Origin of the sequence: Granulicella sp. L56 (genome assembly GCF_009765835.1) — a bacterium.
Classification (GTDB): Bacteria; Acidobacteriota; Terriglobia; order Terriglobales; family Acidobacteriaceae; genus Edaphobacter.
On sequence record NZ_LMUS01000006.1, the window covers coordinates 1623663 to 1641982 of the forward strand.

Sequence of the window (18320 nt, forward strand, 5' to 3'; positions counted from 1 at the left end):
GCCTGTTCTTCTGAGATTCAAAAAGGAAATTCTTCTGACAGCTTTCTCAGGAAGCCCCATGCCAAACGCCTCGCCGCCTGTCCTCGCGAAGCATATAAAACGCGCCCACGCCGATACACACCATTGCAATCCCCACGCCCACCGCGGCCGTCTCCACCCCAGCACCCGCCCAGCCGTGCATCCAGTCGTGATAGCCGGAAGAGTAGCCTATGCGAGAGAAACCCCGAAGCACCCACAACGCAAAGGCCACCACGCAGCCCACGCTCAATCCGCGCATAAAGATCAGCGGCCGCGTCGCCCGCTTCAGAGCCATCGCCTGCCGCTCGGCCTGCGCCCGCCGCCAGATCGCATCGGCACCACCAACCGTAACCTGTAACCCAGAGGCATACCGCAGCAGGCTCCCCGCCACTCGTCGCGTCTCTTCGCAGGCAGCACAACCACCCACATGCTGCTGCAACTCTGCCGTCCAAACTCCCGTCCGCAGGGCCTCTGCAACACTCCTCTCGCACTCGCACCGGTTACGGTTCATGCCTTCTCCTCTTCCGGCCGCAGCAACGCCGCCGCCCTTCGCCGCGCCCGAAACAGCAGCAGCCGAACGCTCATCGCGTTCAGCCCTGTCGACTCCGCAATCTCAGCATGACTCATTCCCTCGACGTACGCCAGCCACAACAGCTCCCGCTCCCTCGGCTTCAGCGCACGCATCGCCCGGCGCACATCCATCTGCAGATTCAGGTCGGGCGCGCTTGCATCCGGCAGAGGCTCCTCGTCCACCGCTTGCCATTCCTCATTTCTGCGCCACTGATCACGAAGCAGATTAGTCGCAATCCGAAACAGATACCGCCGCGCATGATCGTCTGCCATCGCCGCCGGCTGCCGCACCAGAAACCGGCAATAAGTCTCCTGCAACACATCATCGGCAACGTCCCTGCGCCCGGTCACGCCCGTCAGATAGGCCAGCAGGGGCCGCGCCGTCGCTTCGTACAGCGCCTGAAACTCCTCCTCGCCCATGGCGGCATCGTCCTCTTCGATCCATCGAAGCGGTGCCGCCAGCGTGTCGGTCTTTGAGAGGGTAGACATAGGCCTCGGCATCCAAACCTCGTTACACGCGCTCATCCCGCTTCAACAGGCCAAACGACTGCGACAGAAAATAAGTCGCCAACGACGCCAGCTCAAAGCCGATCCCAAGCGCAATCGCCAGCGTACCGAAGAAGCGGCACACCTGCGGCCCATCTCCATTGACCATCGAGTGCAGCGACACCAGCGCTATGCCCATGGCGATCAGGATGATCCCGGCGCGTACGCCGCTCAGAATACTCCGATGCGGAGCCGACCGCTCCGTCTGCTCCACCGCCAGCGAGTTCAAAAAGTTCCGCCCGGCTTCCGTATCAGCATAGGCAAGCACCGACTGGCTCGAATCGATCTTGTCCAGCAGCTTCATCTGCACATCCGATTGCAGCCGCGCGATCTTGTACCGGCGAATCGACGAGAGCACCACCCAAGCAATCCACCCAATCGTGAAAAACACAATAAACGGAATCCCAATACCTTCCATGTCGTTCCCTCTTTCCCGAAAAGCAGCCCTCAAAGACAGCCTTCACCCAATACAACGCATCCAGAGGGCAAAAAGTTAACACCTCAGACGAAAAAGAATTGCTCGCCTCCGTCGCCTCGACCACTCCACCACAAACGCACGTCATCTCGACCGAAGGTGGCGCTTTTGCCGCCGCAGTGGAGAGACCCCTGTATTACGCAGTTGCTATTGCAATTGTTCTTGCTGTTGTTCTTGCTGTTGCAATTGCTCTTGCTGTTGCAGCTAGGTACAGCGAGGCTTCAGCCTCGCGTCTCACAAAAACAGCCGCGAAGCGGCCTCCGCTCTGCCGAAGGCCGGAGGGAAGGCGAAGCCGCAACGACAAATATCGCCGTTGCCTATTCTTATGTTCTTAAATAAACCGAAGCCCTAAGCCACCATCCCCGCAACCAGCATCTCCCCCACCGTCTTGCCCAGCACCGGATGCACCATCCCCGGCGCGATCTCGGTCAGCGGCTCCAGCACAAACCGCCGCTCATGCATCTCCGGATGCGGCAGCGTCAGCTCCACCGTCGCCATCACCACCGCCTCGTACAGCAACAGGTCCAGGTCGATCACTCGCGGCCCCTTGGCGATCATCCGCTGCCGCCCCATCGCGTGTTCGATAGCAAGCAGCTCGCGCATCAGTTCCAGAGGCTCCAGCTCCGTCTCCAGCACCAGCGCCGCATTTAGAAAACGCGGCTGCGCCAGGTACCCCACAGGCTCCGTGTCATAAAACGACGACACCGCCCGCACCGTCCCCAGCGCTCTCATTCTGCGCACCGCCTCGCGCAGGTTTGCCTCGCGGTCGCCGAACTCCGACTCCAGGTTCGACCCCAACGCAACCGCAGCTACTCCTGCCACAACCATGCAACATCCTCGAACAATGAAATGAGTGAACTTGAAAACTCTTATTTGATTTTAAAGATTGCTCTGCCGATGAAGTTTTTGAAGGAAGGTCCCACCCCGTAGGCCTTAGGGGTACGCCATACAAATTACCACGTCACCGGCAGCAGAGGCCACGTCAATCGGGCTTAGGCAGAGACCTGCTGCAACCCCATCGGAACAGCCTCCGCATCGGGCACCTCATCGTACCCATGCGCCAGCTCCCACGCCGAGCGGTCCCGCATCAGCCGTTGCACCAGCGCCGTATGCATGGCATGGCCCGCTCTCTCCGCCACCACCCGCCCCTGAATCCGCCGTCCCGCCAGCGCCAGATCGCCAATCAGGTCCAGAACTTTGTGCCGCACAAACTCGTCCTCGAACCGCAGCGGCCCATTTTCAACGCCTTGCCGCGACAAAATAATGGCGCTGTCGTCCGAGACCCCGCGAATCAGCCCCATATCGCGCAGCATGGCCTCGTCTTCCTTGAAGCCGAAGGTCCGCGCAGGAGCGATCAACTTAACATAGTCGCCAGTCGCCAGGTCACCCGTAAACCGCTCATAACCAATCGGCTCAGGAAAGTCGATCGTGTACTCAATGCCATACCCCGAACCCGGATAGACGCCGATAAACTTCGACCCGTCGCGCACCTCGACGTCCTTCAAGATGCGGATATACTCCCGCCTCCGACGCTGCTGCTTCAGCCCAACAGAATGAAACGCCTGCACATAAGGCAGCGAGCTTCCATCGAGGATCGGCACTTCGAGGTTGTCCATCTCCACGATGACGTTGTCCACGCCAAACCCGATCAGCGCCGACAGCAGATGCTCCGTCGTCGAGATCAAAACGCTCTGCCGCATCAGGCTGGTCGCGTAGCTCACCTTGGCCACGTTGCGTCCAATCGCTGCAATCTCGAAGTTGTCCAGATCGGTGCGGCGAAAGACGATACCCGAACCCGCAGGGGCCGGAACCAGTCGCATCGTGACCGGCGCGCCGCTGTGCAGCCCCACACCGCTGAACCCTACCTCCGACCGGATTGTCCGCTCAAAGTGAGCCTCAAATGCCACGAATCTAAATCTCCTGCAAGATCTCCTGCAAACAGCCTCGGGCTAGATTACAGGCAGATCAACATCGGGCGATGTGGTAAAAACGCCACACTCAGAAAAAATGGTTGACCATTTTTATCCCTCCCATTGCCTCCCTATAAGCCATCCATTTGCTATAACATCCGTGCATGAACCCTAAAGCCGTCCTCGCCTGCGCCGAAACCCGAAGCGAATGGATTCGCACCAGCCTTCGCGATCTCGTCCGCCAGGAATCCCCAAGTGAGGATCGGACGGCAGTTAACGCCGCAGTAACTCTCGTCGAAGCCCATGCCCGCACCCTCGGCGGCCGCATCAAACGCCATCGGCAAAAGCAGTTCGGCGACGTCCTCGAACTACGCTTCGGACCCACCCGTTCCCCGCGCAAGCCCATCCTCCTGCTCGGCCACCTCGACACCGTTTGGCCGATGGGAACCCTCAAAACCATGCCCTGGCGCGAAGAAGGAGTCCACTTTTACGGTCCCGGCGTCCTCGACATGAAGGCCGGAGTCATCATGGCGCTGGCCGCCATCGACATCCTACGCGAGCTGAAGCTCTCACGCCCCGTCATCCTTCTGCTCAACAGCGACGAAGAGGTCGGTAGCACCGTCTCTCGCCCCATCACCGAAACGCTCGCCCGCGAATGCTCCGCCGTCTTCGTGCTGGAACCCGCCCAGAGCCTCGCCTACAAGACCGCCCGCAAGGGAGTCGGCCAATATGAAGTGCAAGTCACAGGAGTCGCCGCACACAGCGGCGTCGACTTCGAGCGCGGCCACTCCGCCATTCTCGAACTGGCAAAGCTCATCCAGACCATCTCCAGCTTCACCGATCTCTCCATTGGCCGAACCGTAAACTGCGGCCTCATCTCCGGCGGAACCCGCTCCAACGTCATCGCCCAAAGCGCGACGGTCGAGATAGACGTCCGCATCGCCAAGGCCAGCGACGCCGCCCGCGTCGAAAAGCTCTTCCGCAGTCTCAAGTCCTCCGACCCCCACTGCAAGCTGCACATCACCGGAGGCATCAACCGCCCACCGATGGAGCGCAAGTCCGGCACCATCGCTCTCTTCAAACAAGCTCGCAAATTAGCCGTTGAATTAGGCTTCGACCTACCCGAAGCCTCCACCGGCGGCGGCTCCGACGGCAACTTCACCGCCGCACTCGGCATTCCCACACTCGACGGCATGGGAGCCATCGGCGAAGGCGCTCATGCCGCCCACGAACACGTCGTCACCGAGCACCTCGTCCCACGCACCGCGCTGCTGGCCGCCCTGCTTGCGAGTGCTGACTAGAACCATAGCTCTTTCCTTTCGGGCGTAGCTTCCTTTGTTTTCGGCTCAGGCGTAGCTTCCTTGTTTGTCATTCCCGAAGGGAATCTGCGTTCTGTCCGAATCACCAAAACTACATCTGGAAGAGAGCCGCTCTAGCCCGCTAATCCGGCGTCCGCTTCGGCAAGCAGAGCGACAGTCCGCGCAATCGGCAACCCAACCACATTGAAGTAGCAGCCTTCAATTCGTGGAATCCACCGCGCAGCATAACCCTGAATGGCATACGCTCCGGCCTTGTCCAGCGGCTCACCGGTGGAGACATACTCATTGATCTCGCCATCGCCGATGACGTTGAAGGTCACCTGCGTGATCTCCACCTCGCTCTTGACTCCCTTGCGCGTCACCGCAGCCAGCCCGGTGAGCACCGCGTGAGTACGTCCACTCAAAAGCTGCAACATGCGCCGCGCGTCGGCAGCGTTGGCAGGTTTGCCGAGAATGTTTCCCTCGCTGACCACAGCCGTATCGGCCCCGAGTACGATCAGCGGGTCTGCCTCCGTATCGACAGCCGAGTGGCGAGCCCACACCGCCTGCGCCTTTTCGACAGCCAGCCGCTGAACATAAGCCGCAGCAGCCTCATCCGGCAACCGTTCTTCGTTCAGATCGGCGGCTTCAACGGTAAACGAGAGAGCCGCCTGAGTTAGCAGTTCGCGGCGACGAGGCGAGGCAGAGGCAAGTATCAGCATGAAATTCAAAGTCCTTCTCAATTGATCCCAAGTATCTGCTTCTCAGAATATCCTCACCCTGCAAGGCAGCCTGTTGAGCTTCTTCAAATGGCAAGAGAAGAACAGGCAACAACAAAATACAGGGGTCTCTCCACTACGCTGCGCTCCGGTCGAGATGACGTAGGTTAGCAGGTCGAGAAGATGGCAACAAAGCACGTCATCTCGACCGAAGGCGTGCAGCTTTATCGCACGACGCAGCGGAGAGACCACTGTATTTCGCCGTTGTCGTTAACTCACTTACGCTGTTCTTCAACGATTGCAGTTTCAACCAGCCCGCTTCAATTCACAAGAGGGTTCTTCTCCACCGAGATCACAGCCTGCATCGCGTGCGTCTCTCCCGGAGCCAGCGTCACCGTATTGGCCGCTGCGTTGACCGTCTCGACGCACAGCATCTCATGCCATTCGTCTTCGCCTAGATCGGCCATCGCCTTCCACGGATTGAAGACGACAGTGGTATCGGAGTTTGTCTTCGCCACCGTAATCTTTCGGCGTCCGGCAGCATCATGCAGAACGCAGGTGGCAGCCGTGCTCTGATAGACGCGGTCGGTAGCCCCGGCAAAGGTGAGCGGCGCATGGGCGGCAGGCTTCTCGCGCATCCCGTCGGCCTTGTCGATAAACGGCGTCGGCTCCAGCCCAGTCACCGTGACCTCATGAACATCCATCACGGAGTAATAGGTGTGCAGCGCCTCTTCAAAGACCAGCGGCACCGCAGCATCGTTGGCCACCGCAAGCTGCATGGTGAGCGTCCTGCCAATCACCAGCCGATACGCCAGGCGGAAGTTGTCGAAGCCCAGCTCGCGGCTCATCTCTGTGGGAGCCAGCGTGAAGGTCAGGTGCAGGTCCTCTCCCGCGAGCGCGGCAAAGGCAAGCGTCCAGTCCTGAATGCGGGCAAAGCCGTGCGACGGCCCGGCCTTGCCGTCATGCCGATTGGCAAACCATGGAAAGGCAATCGGCACACCGCCGCGGATGGGTTTGCCCGGCACAAAGTCGCTCTTACGGCTGAGAAAAAGCACCGGTCGCTCGCCCGCCGGCTGCCACGCCGTCAGGTGCGCGCCCTGCAGATAGATCGTGGCCGTCGCATGGGGCGTCGTCACGTCGGCATAGATCAGCCCGCCGGGGATCTGGTGAAACCCCAGAACACCAGGGATAGCGAAGTGTTCGTTAAGCTCAACAAGTTCCATGTACTTCTTATTGCCTTTCGTCGATATTTCTTCGGCGCAGTTAAATCTGCGAGTACGGTGCCGGGCTGAGAATCAGGTTCGAGATGTTGCTCACGATCTGCTCGAAGGCGTAGCGCGGATCGCTCGACAGCTTCTTCCAGCCGGGATCGCTGCCGAATGCCTTCCATTTCTCGGTCAGGTCCGACAACTCGGGATAGCTGAGCATGTAGGTCAGGTTGGGCATACGTGGCCCAATCAGCGTGTCGCCATAAAAGACCTGGTCAAAGCCCGCCTTCTGAAAGTACTCGAACTCGCCTTTGTGGAACATCTCCACCTTGCGAACGTGGTCGGCATCGCTTGGGCTCTCGTAGGTGCGAAGCTGAAAGACGCGCTTGCCGTGCTGCGCCGCCGAAGGCGGAGGAGTCAGCCTGGGATGGCCGGGGAAGGCGCTGAGCAGCGTGCTCTCCGTGCGGATGAACGCGGGCGCAGTGGCAGGCGCGCTCCAGAACGGCTCCGCCGCTTTCATGAAGGCCTCGTCCTCGGCCAGCCGCAGATCGACGTTCACCAGAGTCTCAAGATTAGTCGAAGGCATCAGCACATAGAGCTTCGGCGTCTCCGGGCCCAGGTCGAGATGAAATGCGCCCACCGGCGCAATGCCCAGCCGGTTCAGCGCGGGAATCAGCGCGTCGCCCACAAAGTTGTCCGTCAGCTTCGTCTGCGGCCCGGTCTGCAGGTGGTACTTGCGCAGGTGATAGTACTCGCGGGGACCGGCGGCAGGGGTCTGCGATTGTGCCTGATTCGCAAACGCAAGAGTGGACGCGGCAAGGGACGAGGTCAAGAATTCACGCCGTTTCATTGAATCTCCTGTGAATAGATTGTCCACCAAAGCGGGACAAGAACGCACCTCGAAGCATACCGCGAACCGGCTGCCGATGTCCGCTCGCCTCGCATGGCTTTATGCTGGAAAGATGATGCGCCGCATTCCGGTCGGTCTTTTGCTCTCCTGCGCTCTGCTGCTCAGTGCCACGCGCGCTGCCTCTGCCATCGAGGTCAGGATCTCGTCGCAGGCGCTCGAGCGCACCTTGCGCGCGCAACTGTTCAACGGCCCCGAGGGCCGCTACTACATGCGTGGCGACATCAAGTCGGCCTGCTACGTCTATGCCGATTCGCCGCATGTCACCTTCATGAAGGACCGCATCGTCGTCCACGTCCACGCGCGGGCCAAGCTCGGAACCTCGGTCCACGGCGTCTGCATCGGCGTGTCCATGGATACCGAGGCAGACGTCTCCATGGTTCCCGAGGCGCAGGAGGAGAGCATCGGCTTTCGCGACGCCCACATCGAGCACCTCAGCGAGTCGAAGGAGCTGAACTTTCTTCTCGTGCCCTTCCTCGACCGCAAGCTGCCCGACCAGATGAAGGTAAACGCCGCCACCCTGATGCGTCAGTTGCTCAGCCAATCGACCCAGACCACGGGCTACGCCTTCACCTTAAGCTCGCTGAAGCTGCACTCCCTCTTCGTCGAGGGCAAGATGCTGGTGCTCGACGCCGACGCCGGATTGAACGTGGACTGAAGCCGCGTGGCTATTGGGCCGTGGTGTCAGCCGGAACGCCGACCGGGGCTACAGGGGAAGAGACAGCAGGCGTCGAAGGAGAAGGTGCTGCCGGTTCACGATGGTGCAGTTGCGGCTCACTGTCTGCGGCCGGCTGCACGGAGGTCGCTGGCGCAGCAACCGTGCTGCCCTGCGTTGCACCAATGGCCTGGATATCTCCCGGCAGCAGTTCCTGTGGCGAATTTTTCGGCGCCTTGAAACGGCCATCCGCCAGATAGGCCACGATCATTCCGGCAGTGACCTGCGGGCTCAGCACAAACAGCGGCACCACATACTTCTTCGACTTCACCAGCGACTCCACCACGCCATTAATCGGATGGCTGCGATGGATCGTGCCCGGCACCTGCGGAATCACGTACGTGGAAAACTCCAGTTCAGGATGCCGCTTGGCATACTTGGTCAGCGACCGCGCCACCTGCTTGGGAGTAGTAATGCCCACGTCGATAACGAAGTTCCGATGAATCGAGTGCGGATAGTAGACATTCAGCAGCATCTTCGAGAAGTCGGCGCAGTTATGGAAGAAGAGATTGAAGTGGCTGACGTTGCGGTTATCGTTGAACTCGGCGATAAAACGCGCATCGGCCTCGGGCGTCGTCTCGATCTGGAAGCCGTAGATCTTGCGGTCGTAGGAGGCGCCGATGAGCTGAATCCAGTCCCCCTTGGGCGCCTCACCCGCGTCTTTTCCTTCGCTGACGTCGGGGATGATATCGAGCAGATGTTTGCGCCGATAGGCATCGCGCAACTGCGCTTCCAGCTCTGCGTCCGCCGTTGACGGAATGTCCTCCACCCGGTCGACCGCGTAAAGATAGGGCACCAGCGGAACCGCCAGCCAGTCATAGCCCGCGACCCTGTGATAGCGGCTGATGACGACGCCGAATTCACCGGGGCGGCAGGCACGCAGTTGCGTCGGCGTCTCCGCGCAGATGTGGTTCAGGTAAATCGCCGCATGACCAGTCGGATTGAGCGCTCCAAAGGTGCCGTAGGGCTCTTCCATCAGCAGCGACGCATCGGCATAGGCGCGCACTCCACCCGCTGCTGCGATCAGCGCCGCCAACACCATGAGAGCCGTTCGTATGTGTTTCATCCAAACCTTTCCGCGTTGGGACATCTGGGACTTCAAAAAACGCTACTTGATATAACACCACTCCACGCGGTCTGGTTGCGGAACTTCCACCGTGACGCTCGCTTTTAGTTGGATGCATCAATAGAAAAGCTGAAGAAGATAGCCCCCGTGAAGAGCGGAGGCCGAAGCACTTCGCTGAAACGAACCGACTAAGCCATCAACGATCAGCGCGTCGGCAATAATTTTCGGCGTTCGGTTTCGAGATAGGTATACCGAATGCGGTGGATCACCGTCGTCGTCGAGAAGAAGGCGAGCACCCAAAGCGCGGCCGCCATCACTCCCCAATGGTTGCACAGCGCACCAAGAATGACGCAGACGATACGCTCGGGCCGTTCCATGAATCCGACCTTGCAGCTCCCGATCAGCGCCTCGGCGCGTGCGCGCGTATAGCTCACCATCAGCGATGCGGTCATGACGAAAGCCACCAGCCCGACATAGAACAGCCGGTTGCCGCGGGCATAAAAGACCAGCAGGCCGAAGAAGATCACCACGTCGGAGTAGCGGTCGATCACCGAATCGAAGAACGCGCCGAAGACCGAAACCTGGTTGGTCTGGCGCGCCACCCGGCCATCGACCATGTCGAAGATACCGGCGCCGATGATGATCAGCCCCGCATAAAAAAACATGCGATCGGCATTGCGGACGCGAGCGAAGCCGAAGAAGAGCGCGGCAACAATGTTGATCAGCAGGCCGATAAAGGTAAGCACGTTGGGTGAGATTCGGGTAAGTGCAAGACCGTTGACGATCTTCTGCAGCAGCCAGCCGCTGCCCTTGCCGAATGCACTTGTCCAGGTCAAAAAACTTGCCTCCAAAAAGACTGCCTTACCTTACTACTGAAATTCGTGGCCCGACTGAATTTATTCGGCGGTGTCGTGAATCGTGACCAGCTTCAGCACTTCAAGCTCGCGATTGCCGTTCGGTGTAACGACAGTGGCTACATCGCCAACCTTCTTGCCCAGCAGGCAGCGCCCGATCGGCGAGGTCGTCGAGATCAGCCCCTGCGACACGTCGGACTCTTCGCTGGTGACCAGCTTGTACTTGATCTCTTCGTTCTTGCCGGAGTCAAACACCGTGACCGTCGCGCCAAAGCCCACCTTGTCGTGCGGGATATTGACGAGGTTCACCATGGCAAGCTCGCCCATCCGCTTCTTGAGCTGGCCCAGGCGCGCATTGACGAAGACCTGCCGCTGCTTCGCCATGTGATACTCGGCGTTCTCGCTCAGGTCGCCCAGCGCGACCGCCTTCTTGATCTCTGCGGGCAGTTCGGTCGTAAGCTCGTACTCAAGCTGCCTGATCTCTTCTTCGAGCCTTTTCTTTACATGTTCTGGCATGGGGCCTTCCAGGTCGCGCTTGCTTGTTCGCAACATGATTGCGGCAGCGGGTTAGAAAATCAAAAGACGATTATACGATGCGGCCGGATCGGAGGGCACACCGGGGGATAGACCTGCCCCAACCACAGCAAAATACAGGGGTCTCTCCACTGCGCTGCGCTTCGGTCGCGATGACGTAGCTTTCTGTTTGGACCGTCCCAGTTCGCGTTATTTGCCGCCTCCCCCAAACGTCATCGCGACCGAAATCGGGCGCCCCCAAAGCACGTCATCTCGACCGAAGGCGGCGCTTTTGCCGCCGTAGCGGAGAGACCCCTGTATTTCGTCTTTGCCGTTGCTTGTCTTTAAATCGGTGCAGGCCTTTTCCCCGGGCCGGGCCGCACCCGTAAAATAGTCCAAACACGATGCGTCGACACGCACCGCCGGAGGGCCACGGGCTTGAAGTTTCTGGGAACACTGCTGCTGCTCATCCTGATCGCCGTAGGCCTCACAGGCTACGTCATCTACACCCCCTTCGGCCCGCAGACCGAGACCTTCGTCGATATCGCACCCGGCACCGGCACCCCGGCCATCGCCGCCGAGCTTCAGGCGAACGGCATCATCCGCAACCGTTACGCCTTCGACTTCCTGCACCTCAGAAAGCACGGCACGCTCAAGGCGGGCGAGTATCGCTTCGACCATGCCGCACCCATGACCGAGGTCTACGCCCGCATCGTGCGCGGAGACATCTACACCATCGCCCTGAAGATTCCCGAGGGCTACAACATCTTCGACATCGCCCAGGCCGTCGCCAACGCCGGGCTGGGGTCGCGCGACGCCTTTCTCGCCGCGGAGCGCCAGCACACTGAGCTGATCGCATGGCTGCCCCCCACCGGTACGCAGCCGCAGTCGCTCGAAGGCTATCTCTTTCCCGACACCTACTCCTTCTCCCGCCACACCACCCCGGTGCAGATCCTCACTGCCATGGTGCATCGCTTTCGCCGGGCCAGCGCTCAGCTCGGCCTCAGCGGAGATGTGCAACAGACCGTTACCATGGCCTCGCTGGTCGAGAAAGAGGTCAACCAGGACACGGAGCGCCCGCTGGTCGCCGGAGTCTTCCTCAATCGCCTCGCGAAAGGAATGCCGCTCGCCACCGATCCCACGGTCATCTATGCGGCGCTGCTCGATGGCCGCTGGAGCGGCGTCATCCACGCCTCCGACCTGCAGGCCGACTCGCCCTACAACACTTACAAGCACACAGGGCTACCGCCCGGCCCCATCTGTAATCCCGGCATGGCATCCCTGCGCGCGGCCATGTCTCCGGCAAAGACCGACTACCTTTATTTTGTGAGCGATGCCGCTGGCCACAGCCGCTTCTCTACCGACTTGAAAGAACATGCAGCCCAGGTACAGGCCTATCGGGAGGCACAAAAGGCCCAGACTCCCTGACCGAGTCCCGGCTATACAAAAAGAAACGCAAAGGCGCTCCGCAACATCCAATCCGATGAATAGAGAAAATCACCCCCACGCACTCGCAAAGGTACCTCCTGCCTGCGTTTGTGCGTTCTCGGACAGATATACTTGAAGTTTGTGCCCATGAGTTTAAAAAAGACGGTAGCGGTGGGATTGATTAGCCTGGTTCCGGCGCTGACCGGATGCCTGACGCATACCCGCATCGTGCCCCGAACTCACCTCGCCGAGATGGTGATCGGCACCTCCCTCGACCAGTTGGTCCATCAGATCAATACCCAGTACGACGCCATCAACACCTTCAAGGCCTCGGTCGAGATCACCGCAACCACAGGTGGCTCGTTGCAGGGCCAGGTCACCGAGCATCCCAGCTTCAGCGGTTATATCTTCATGCGCAAGCCCGAAGACCTGCGCGTCATCCTGCTCCTCCCCGTCCTGCGCAACCAGGCGATGGACATGGTGAGCGACGGGAAGACCTGGAAGCTGTGGATTCCCCCCAGAAATCGCGCCATGGATGGCACCAGCCAGGTGACCACCCCCTCGAAGAATGGTCTTGAGAACCTTCGCCCCGCAGTTATCTTTAACTCCCTGTTTATTCGCGGCCTGGACCCTGACGAGATCACCTCGCTCACCACCGATATTCGTATTGTGCAGGACCCGAAGAAGAAGAAAGACCTGATCGAAGAGCCCGACTACGAGCTACAGATCCTGTCGCAGCCCCAGGGCCAGACGGCGCACATTCATCGCGTCATCCACATCAGCCGCATCGATTTGGAGCCGTTCCAGCAGGACATCTACGATGCGGACGGCAAGGTCGTCACCCAGGCCATCTACAGCAATTACCAGAAGTACGGCGACATCTCGTTCCCGTCGAAGATCGTCATCACGCGGCCTCTGGATCAGTACAGCCTGACCGTCACCATCACCAAGCTGACGCTAAACCAGCCGCTCGACAACGACCAGTTCGAGATGAAGATCCCCGACAACGTCCCCGTCCAGCACATGAACTAGGCATCATCGACCGGACAGCAAGCGAGCGTCATCTCCACCGCCGCGAGAAAAAGCACGTCATCATCAACCGCAGCAGCAAAAAGCACGTCATCTCGACCGAAGGCGGCGCTTTTGCCGCCGCAGTGGAGAGACCCCTGTATTTCGCCGTTGCGCTTGCCTGTTTTTTCATCCAGATACATGGCAAGTTTGCTCATCCCGGAGTACGTTGAAGGGGAGGATTTTTCATGCTGTCGATGCGTGCACTTCTCTCCGGGGCCATGTTGTTGGGCGTTCTATCTTTTCAGGCAGCAGAGGCACAAAGCGCTGCCTCGCAAAACCAGCCATCGGCCAGCGACGTTCCCACATTGCACGTCACCTCGCGGCTGGTCTTTCTCGACGTCACCGTTCTGGACGCGAAGGGCCATCCCGTCGTGAAGGGGCTCACCCAGGACGACTTCTCCATCACGCAGGACAAAAAGCCGCAAAAGATCTTTTCCTTCGAGGCCCCCGACGCCCATGTGGCGGCAGGCGATGCCGCAGACGACAACCCCGCAGGCAAGGCCCCCGTCACCATCTTTGTGCTCGACCAGTTGAACTCCACCTTCGAGCAGATGGCCTATATCCGCTACTGCGTGCAGCAGTATCTGGCGAAGGAGCCGAAGCAGCTAAAGGCACCGGCCGAGGTGATGGTACTGGGCAACGAGTCGCTGGAGATGGCGCAGGGTTATACCCGCGACAAGCGGGAGCTGCTCTCGGCGGTAGAACATGTTCCGGCAGCGATCCCCTATAAGCTGAATCCTTCCTTCTTCACCGAGCGGTTTCTCCAGTCGATCAATGGGCTGCGTCAGATCGCGCTTGAGAACAGCGGCATCCCCGGACGAAAGAACATCGTCTGGATCGGGCACGGCGGCCCCAGCCTCTACACCTCCTTCCTCGACGGCACCACGGCCGACAAGGTCACCGCCTATGTTCACAAGACTGCGAACATGCTGGTGAATGCGCGCATGAGCCTGTTTCTCATCTATCCGGGGCTGGAGGTCGCGCCCTACCGCACCTTCTCCAGAAGCGCGAGCGCATCCGAGGAGGAGATCGGCGACGACGACCCCTTCTCGGGCGACGTGAACTTCGGCATCTTCGTGAATGAGACCGGCGGCAGACTCTTCTATAACCGCAACGATCTCGACCAGCTCATCCGCACCTCGGTCGAGCTGGGCTCGCACTACTACACGCTTACCTACCAGCCGCCCGAGGACATTGCGAACGGAAAATTTCTCCGCGTCCGTGTCACCATGCGCAATCCCGCCCTGCAAGCACTCACCAAGGCAGGCTACTTTTCGCCGGACAAGGGCCAGCCCACCGATCCGCGGCTCGACGCTCTCTACAACATCGCCGAAGCCGTACAGACCAACGTGCCGTTTGCGGGCCTCGATATAGGGGTGGAGAACATCGTGCGCCATAGCGATACCAACTCAGCCGAGTTCACGGTGAATGTGAACATGAAGAACGCGGACTGGAAGCCCGGTACCGATGGAAAGAGCGCGGTCGACATAGGGTTCGCCGGGGCGAGCCTGTCCAGTCGGCACCTTGTGCTGGCTTCAAAGACCGAGGCCTTCAGCCTGACCAACCCCTCGCAGGACCCCGATCATCTGAAGGCGCTGCAGGCGCACCTTACGATGACTCTTCGCGTGCCACGCAACACAAAATCGGTGCGGCTGGTGGTCGGCTCGCTGCTCGGCGGACGCATCGGCTCGGTGGACGTAGACCGCAAGATGATCGACACCGCGCCCGACCTGCCCACACCGGAGCCGAAGCTGCTGCCGCAACCAGCCAAACGGCCGCCGCAATAGGCAAGACTTTACTGAGGTGGGTCTGAATGCTCCGTCTTCGGCACCACATGCAGCGCCTTGCCTACATGCTTCGCCGACGTGCCGAGCGCATGGCCCGTCTTGCGATAGCTCTTCTGCAACGCATTGCCGGTCGAATCTTCCGCCACCGAGATCGCAGCATCGGTCGAATCGCCCGCGCCTGAAATCGCATTCGTCGTATTGCGGCCGCTCTGCGCAAGCGCTCCTTCGGTCGAGCTGCTGATGGCGATGATGCCCTGCACCGGATGTCTCCCCGCACGGAACCACGCAATGTCCGTCTCCGGCAGCCGGTTGAGCCGCGCCACGGCAGCCTCGGGAAAGTTCGTGGTCTCCATCTTTCCTGCGAGCGGCCACAGGCTCGACGAGATGAACAAGGCGCTATTCATAGGGTGTCCCGGCTCGCCCAGGTTGATCAGCTTGCCCTGCCCCAGTGGCTTCATCTCCTCGCATCGGTCCGCGCCGCATCCCCGCTGGCAGAGCGTCGAATTCAAATACGACGCATGTTTGCCGGGAGAGACCCACACCCTCGCTCCCCGATCTTCCGCCTTCAGCGTCGAGGCCCGGGCAATCTGGCTCACATCGCACACCGTGTTCTCATGCGCCGCCGCATACCAGTACATCGCCGTCCACTTTGCCGAAGCCGGATCGCCGTCCGAAGAGCGTACCAGCACCGCGACATGCTCTGCATCCAGCGGATGGGGATGCTCGCCGCAGTCCAGCTTCCACAGATGGTAGAAGTGAATCTCGACCAGCGGCTCATCCGCGCCCACTCCCCTCACAGATCCCTTCGCCGGAAAGACCTCGCCGTAGATCGTCCTGTTCTCCGCCTTCACTATCGGCCTGACGCTGCCCGGTCGAAACTCCGCAGGCACATCCGAGCAGTCATGCCGCCCAATCATGAACGTCGGAGCGAATTGCACCAGCAAAGACTGCTCCAGAGCGTCGCTCAGGCCATCGTGATCGGAGTCAATTTGGGACGAAGCATGTCTCTGCGCAGGCAAATAACCGGCAAACCCTAAAAGAAACAGCACAATGACCCATCGCAAAACAGAATGTCTCATCAACTTTTAGATGCACCTCAAGTCGGCGCTCAACGATTCATTTTGGTTGGATCGTGGCAATCGGCAGCTCCAGCAGCTTCTCCACCAGCACCGAGAGCCGCTCAACATGCTCTGACAGCTCCTGCGCCAGCGCCTTTGCATCGCCGCCGCCCTTACCCTCAGCAGCCAGATACACAATGTTGGTCATGCTCTGCAGCGGGTTGTTGATCTTGTGGGCAAGATCGTTCGCCATGGCTGCCGCCGCCGTCGCACTCGCCTGTTCCATCAACTTCTTCTGTTGCCGTTGTTGCCTTACCCCCATCGCGGCAAAGTTCGCCAGCACCTGCATCATGCGGGAGTCGTCCCCATCGAACGCCTCCGTTCTTCCATGCGCCATGATCCAGATGGTGCCGCGCGTCTCTTCCGTCTCCCATGGCAGTAGAAGACCGTCCGTCACCGTCGGCGCATCGACGCCCATCAGGTCGAAGAAGCGCTGAGTCACGCGAAAAAGCTGTGGCCGTCCTCGCTCCAGGCAGACACCGCAAGCGCTGGGATAGCGGGGAAGCGTCGCGTTCAGAAAACCCGAGTAGCTGCCCGACGTAGCGACCCAATGCCAGAAATTCTCGTCGGTCTTTTCCTCTTGCTCTACGCTGATACCTGCACTGTCGGCACCGCACAGATCGACCGCAACCTCGACCAGCTCCTGCAGAATCGTATCGGGGCGGGTGACAAAGGCCCGGGCCAGCCGATGCATCCCCTCAATCTGGGTCGCGACATCGCGCGTATGCAGGCGTCTCTGCCCGAATGCAGGGTCGCTCTCGATATCCAGTACTTCCAGGCCGGTGTCAGCCGGGTTCGAAGCAATTATGCTCATCTCACCCTTTCCCGTGCCGCCGCATCCTACTTGCTGTGTGCCCACAGAGTCCTCATTCCCCGTCGCTTCCACTTAATGCAAGGAGAGTAGTCTATTTTAGCGGCTTCAGGGAAGCGTGAGAATCTGTCCGGCAAACAATTCGCAACGGAGGCGGTATGCAACTTGGAATGGTAGGACTGGGACGGATGGGGGCCAACATGGTCCGGCGGCTGACGCGGCACGACCACGAATGCGTCGTCTTCGACATGTCGCCCAAGGCCGTCGACGAGCTGGCCAAGGAAAAAGGCGTCACCGGCTCCTCTTCGCTCGAAGACTTCGTCAGCAAGCTCGCCAAACCCCGTGCCATCTGGCTGATGATTCCGGCAGGCTTTGTCGAAGAGACGATCGCCAAAATCGCCCCTCAACTCGAATCCGGCGACATCCTGATCGACGGCGGCAACTCCTACTACATCGACGACATCCGCCGCGCCAAAGAGCTTGCCCCCAAAGGCATTAACTACGTCGATGTCGGCACCAGCGGCGGCGTCTGGGGACTCGATCGCGGCTACTGCATGATGATCGGCGGCCCGCAGGCCGCAGTCGAACACCTCGATCCCATCTTCAAATCCATCGCGCCCGGCATCGGTGACATCGACCGCACCCCCGGCTTCGACAAGCTCGGCGGCACCGCCGAGCAGGGCTATCTCCACTGCGGCGCCAGCGGCGGCGGCCACTTCGTCAAAATGGTGCACAACGGCATCGAGTACGGCATCATGGCCGCCTACGCCGAGGGCCTGGGCATCCTTAAGGCCGCCAACATCGGCAAGCAGGCCGGCGAGGTAGATGCCGAGACCACGCCGCTACGCGATCCCGAGAATTATCAGTTCGACTTCAATCTCACCGAGGTCGCCGAAGTCTGGCGGCGCGGCAGCGTCATCGCCTCGTGGCTGCTAGACCTTACGGCGGCTGCCCTCACCGAAGACCCTGCGCTATCCAAATTCGGCGGCAGAGTCTCCGACTCCGGCGAAGGCCGCTGGACAATTAAAGCCGCCATCGACGAAGGCGTACCCGCTCCCGTCCTCACCACAGCGCTCTACGAACGCTTCAGCTCCAGAGGACAGGCAGACTTCTCCGACAAGCTTCTATCCGCCATGCGCTACGAGTTCGGCGGCCATCTCGAAAAACCCGCCACAAAGTAACCGGCGTTCTCCTTTGCGGCGCAATGAGATACGTCATCTCGACCGAAGCGAAGCGCAGTGGAGAGACCCCTGTATTTGCCTTTCGCTGCACCAGCTAACATCCGTACGATTTGTGAAAACGTCGT

The 18320-nt window shown here is 60.1% G+C and carries 20 protein-coding genes; 6 read left to right on the forward strand and 14 right to left on the reverse strand.

Annotated features, from left to right (window positions below; translation table 11 throughout):
* Positions 1-46 precede the first annotated feature (46 nt).
* From GSQ81_RS14495 to lpxC, 5 genes are all read right to left on the reverse strand, one after another.
* Positions 47-529 carry a hypothetical protein gene (locus GSQ81_RS14495; RefSeq protein ID WP_158911398.1) on the reverse strand — a complete coding sequence of 161 codons (483 nt, stop codon included), beginning with the start codon at positions 527-529 and terminating at the stop codon, positions 47-49.
* Positions 526-1077, reverse strand: coding sequence for an RNA polymerase sigma factor (locus GSQ81_RS14500; RefSeq protein ID WP_158911399.1), 552 nt, complete (start codon positions 1075-1077; stop codon positions 526-528). Before GSQ81_RS14500 ends, GSQ81_RS14495 begins: the two co-directional genes overlap by 4 nt.
* 22 nt (positions 1078-1099) lie before the next feature.
* The gene (locus GSQ81_RS14505; protein WP_158911400.1) at positions 1100-1552 is read right to left on the reverse strand and encodes a hypothetical protein; all 453 of its coding nucleotides are present in this window, start codon (positions 1550-1552) and stop codon (positions 1100-1102) included.
* Between the two features lie 405 nt (positions 1553-1957).
* Positions 1958-2437 carry a 2-amino-4-hydroxy-6-hydroxymethyldihydropteridine diphosphokinase gene (gene folK / locus GSQ81_RS14510; RefSeq protein ID WP_158911401.1) on the reverse strand — a complete coding sequence of 160 codons (480 nt, stop codon included), beginning with the start codon at positions 2435-2437 and terminating at the stop codon, positions 1958-1960.
* 164 nt (positions 2438-2601) lie between these two features.
* A complete protein-coding gene (gene lpxC / locus GSQ81_RS14515; RefSeq protein ID WP_158911402.1) occupies positions 2602-3516 on the reverse strand; it encodes a UDP-3-O-acyl-N-acetylglucosamine deacetylase in 915 nt (304 codons plus the stop codon).
* Positions 3517-3683: 167 nt separating this feature from the next.
* Here lpxC and GSQ81_RS14520 point away from each other — a divergent pair, with 167 nt between their 5' ends.
* A complete protein-coding gene (locus GSQ81_RS14520) occupies positions 3684-4820 on the forward strand; it encodes a M20 family metallopeptidase (RefSeq protein ID WP_158911403.1) in 1137 nt (378 codons plus the stop codon).
* 131 nt (positions 4821-4951) lie between these two features.
* Here GSQ81_RS14520 and GSQ81_RS14525 read toward each other — a convergent pair whose 3' ends face one another.
* The 3 genes from GSQ81_RS14525 to GSQ81_RS14535 form a co-directional block, all read right to left on the reverse strand.
* Positions 4952-5539 carry a nucleoside triphosphate pyrophosphatase gene (locus GSQ81_RS14525; RefSeq protein WP_158911404.1) on the reverse strand — a complete coding sequence of 196 codons (588 nt, stop codon included), beginning with the start codon at positions 5537-5539 and terminating at the stop codon, positions 4952-4954.
* Positions 5540-5856: 317 nt separating this feature from the next.
* Positions 5857-6759 carry a D-hexose-6-phosphate mutarotase gene (locus GSQ81_RS14530; RefSeq protein WP_158911405.1) on the reverse strand — a complete coding sequence of 301 codons (903 nt, stop codon included), beginning with the start codon at positions 6757-6759 and terminating at the stop codon, positions 5857-5859.
* A gap of 40 nt (positions 6760-6799) precedes the next feature.
* Complete coding sequence (locus tag GSQ81_RS14535) at positions 6800-7594, reverse strand: NIPSNAP family protein (RefSeq protein WP_158911406.1); 795 nt, start codon at positions 7592-7594, stop codon at positions 6800-6802.
* A 10-nt stretch (positions 7595-7604) separates the two neighbouring features.
* Between GSQ81_RS14535 and GSQ81_RS14540 the strand changes: the two genes are divergently transcribed.
* On the forward strand, positions 7605-8309 hold the full coding sequence (locus GSQ81_RS14540; protein WP_254060209.1) for a hypothetical protein: 705 nt from the start codon (positions 7605-7607) through the stop codon (positions 8307-8309).
* 10 nt (positions 8310-8319) lie between these two features.
* Here GSQ81_RS14540 and GSQ81_RS14545 read toward each other — a convergent pair whose 3' ends face one another.
* The 3 genes from GSQ81_RS14545 to greA form a co-directional block, all read right to left on the reverse strand.
* Entirely contained in the window at positions 8320-9432 is a 1113-nt protein-coding gene (locus GSQ81_RS14545) for a hypothetical protein (RefSeq protein WP_216846445.1), read from the reverse strand.
* 203 nt (positions 9433-9635) lie between these two features.
* The gene (locus GSQ81_RS14550) at positions 9636-10268 is read right to left on the reverse strand and encodes a CDP-alcohol phosphatidyltransferase family protein (protein ID WP_158911407.1); all 633 of its coding nucleotides are present in this window, start codon (positions 10266-10268) and stop codon (positions 9636-9638) included.
* Positions 10269-10328: 60 nt separating this feature from the next.
* Positions 10329-10802: a transcription elongation factor GreA gene (greA, locus tag GSQ81_RS14555; protein WP_158911408.1), complete on the reverse strand. Its 474-nt coding sequence runs from the start codon at positions 10800-10802 to the stop codon at positions 10329-10331.
* A gap of 435 nt (positions 10803-11237) precedes the next feature.
* Between greA and mltG the strand changes: the two genes are divergently transcribed.
* Both mltG and GSQ81_RS14565 read left to right on the forward strand, forming a co-directional pair.
* The gene (mltG, locus tag GSQ81_RS14560; RefSeq protein ID WP_158911409.1) at positions 11238-12227 is read left to right on the forward strand and encodes an endolytic transglycosylase MltG; all 990 of its coding nucleotides are present in this window, start codon (positions 11238-11240) and stop codon (positions 12225-12227) included.
* Between the two features lie 147 nt (positions 12228-12374).
* Positions 12375-13259 carry a DUF4292 domain-containing protein gene (locus GSQ81_RS14565; protein WP_158911410.1) on the forward strand — a complete coding sequence of 295 codons (885 nt, stop codon included), beginning with the start codon at positions 12375-12377 and terminating at the stop codon, positions 13257-13259.
* Here the strand turns inward: GSQ81_RS14565 and GSQ81_RS14570 are convergent.
* On the reverse strand, positions 13256-13438 hold the full coding sequence (locus tag GSQ81_RS14570) for a hypothetical protein (RefSeq protein ID WP_158911411.1): 183 nt from the start codon (positions 13436-13438) through the stop codon (positions 13256-13258). The genes GSQ81_RS14565 and GSQ81_RS14570 overlap by 4 nt on opposite strands.
* A 45-nt stretch (positions 13439-13483) precedes the next feature.
* Here GSQ81_RS14570 and GSQ81_RS14575 point away from each other — a divergent pair, with 45 nt between their 5' ends.
* Positions 13484-15085: a VWA domain-containing protein gene (locus tag GSQ81_RS14575; RefSeq protein WP_158911412.1), complete on the forward strand. Its 1602-nt coding sequence runs from the start codon at positions 13484-13486 to the stop codon at positions 15083-15085.
* 8 nt (positions 15086-15093) lie between these two features.
* On the opposite strand, the gene GSQ81_RS14580 is transcribed toward GSQ81_RS14575, so the two are convergent.
* Entirely contained in the window at positions 15094-16164 is a 1071-nt protein-coding gene (locus GSQ81_RS14580) for a hypothetical protein (protein ID WP_158911413.1), read from the reverse strand.
* Positions 16165-16201: 37 nt separating this feature from the next.
* Positions 16202-17017: a GAF domain-containing protein gene (locus GSQ81_RS14585; protein WP_158911414.1), complete on the reverse strand. Its 816-nt coding sequence runs from the start codon at positions 17015-17017 to the stop codon at positions 16202-16204.
* Between the two features lie 155 nt (positions 17018-17172).
* Between GSQ81_RS14585 and gnd the strand changes: the two genes are divergently transcribed.
* Positions 17173-18195 carry a phosphogluconate dehydrogenase (NAD(+)-dependent, decarboxylating) gene (gene gnd / locus GSQ81_RS14590; protein ID WP_158911415.1) on the forward strand — a complete coding sequence of 341 codons (1023 nt, stop codon included), beginning with the start codon at positions 17173-17175 and terminating at the stop codon, positions 18193-18195.
* Positions 18196-18320 lie beyond the last annotated feature (125 nt).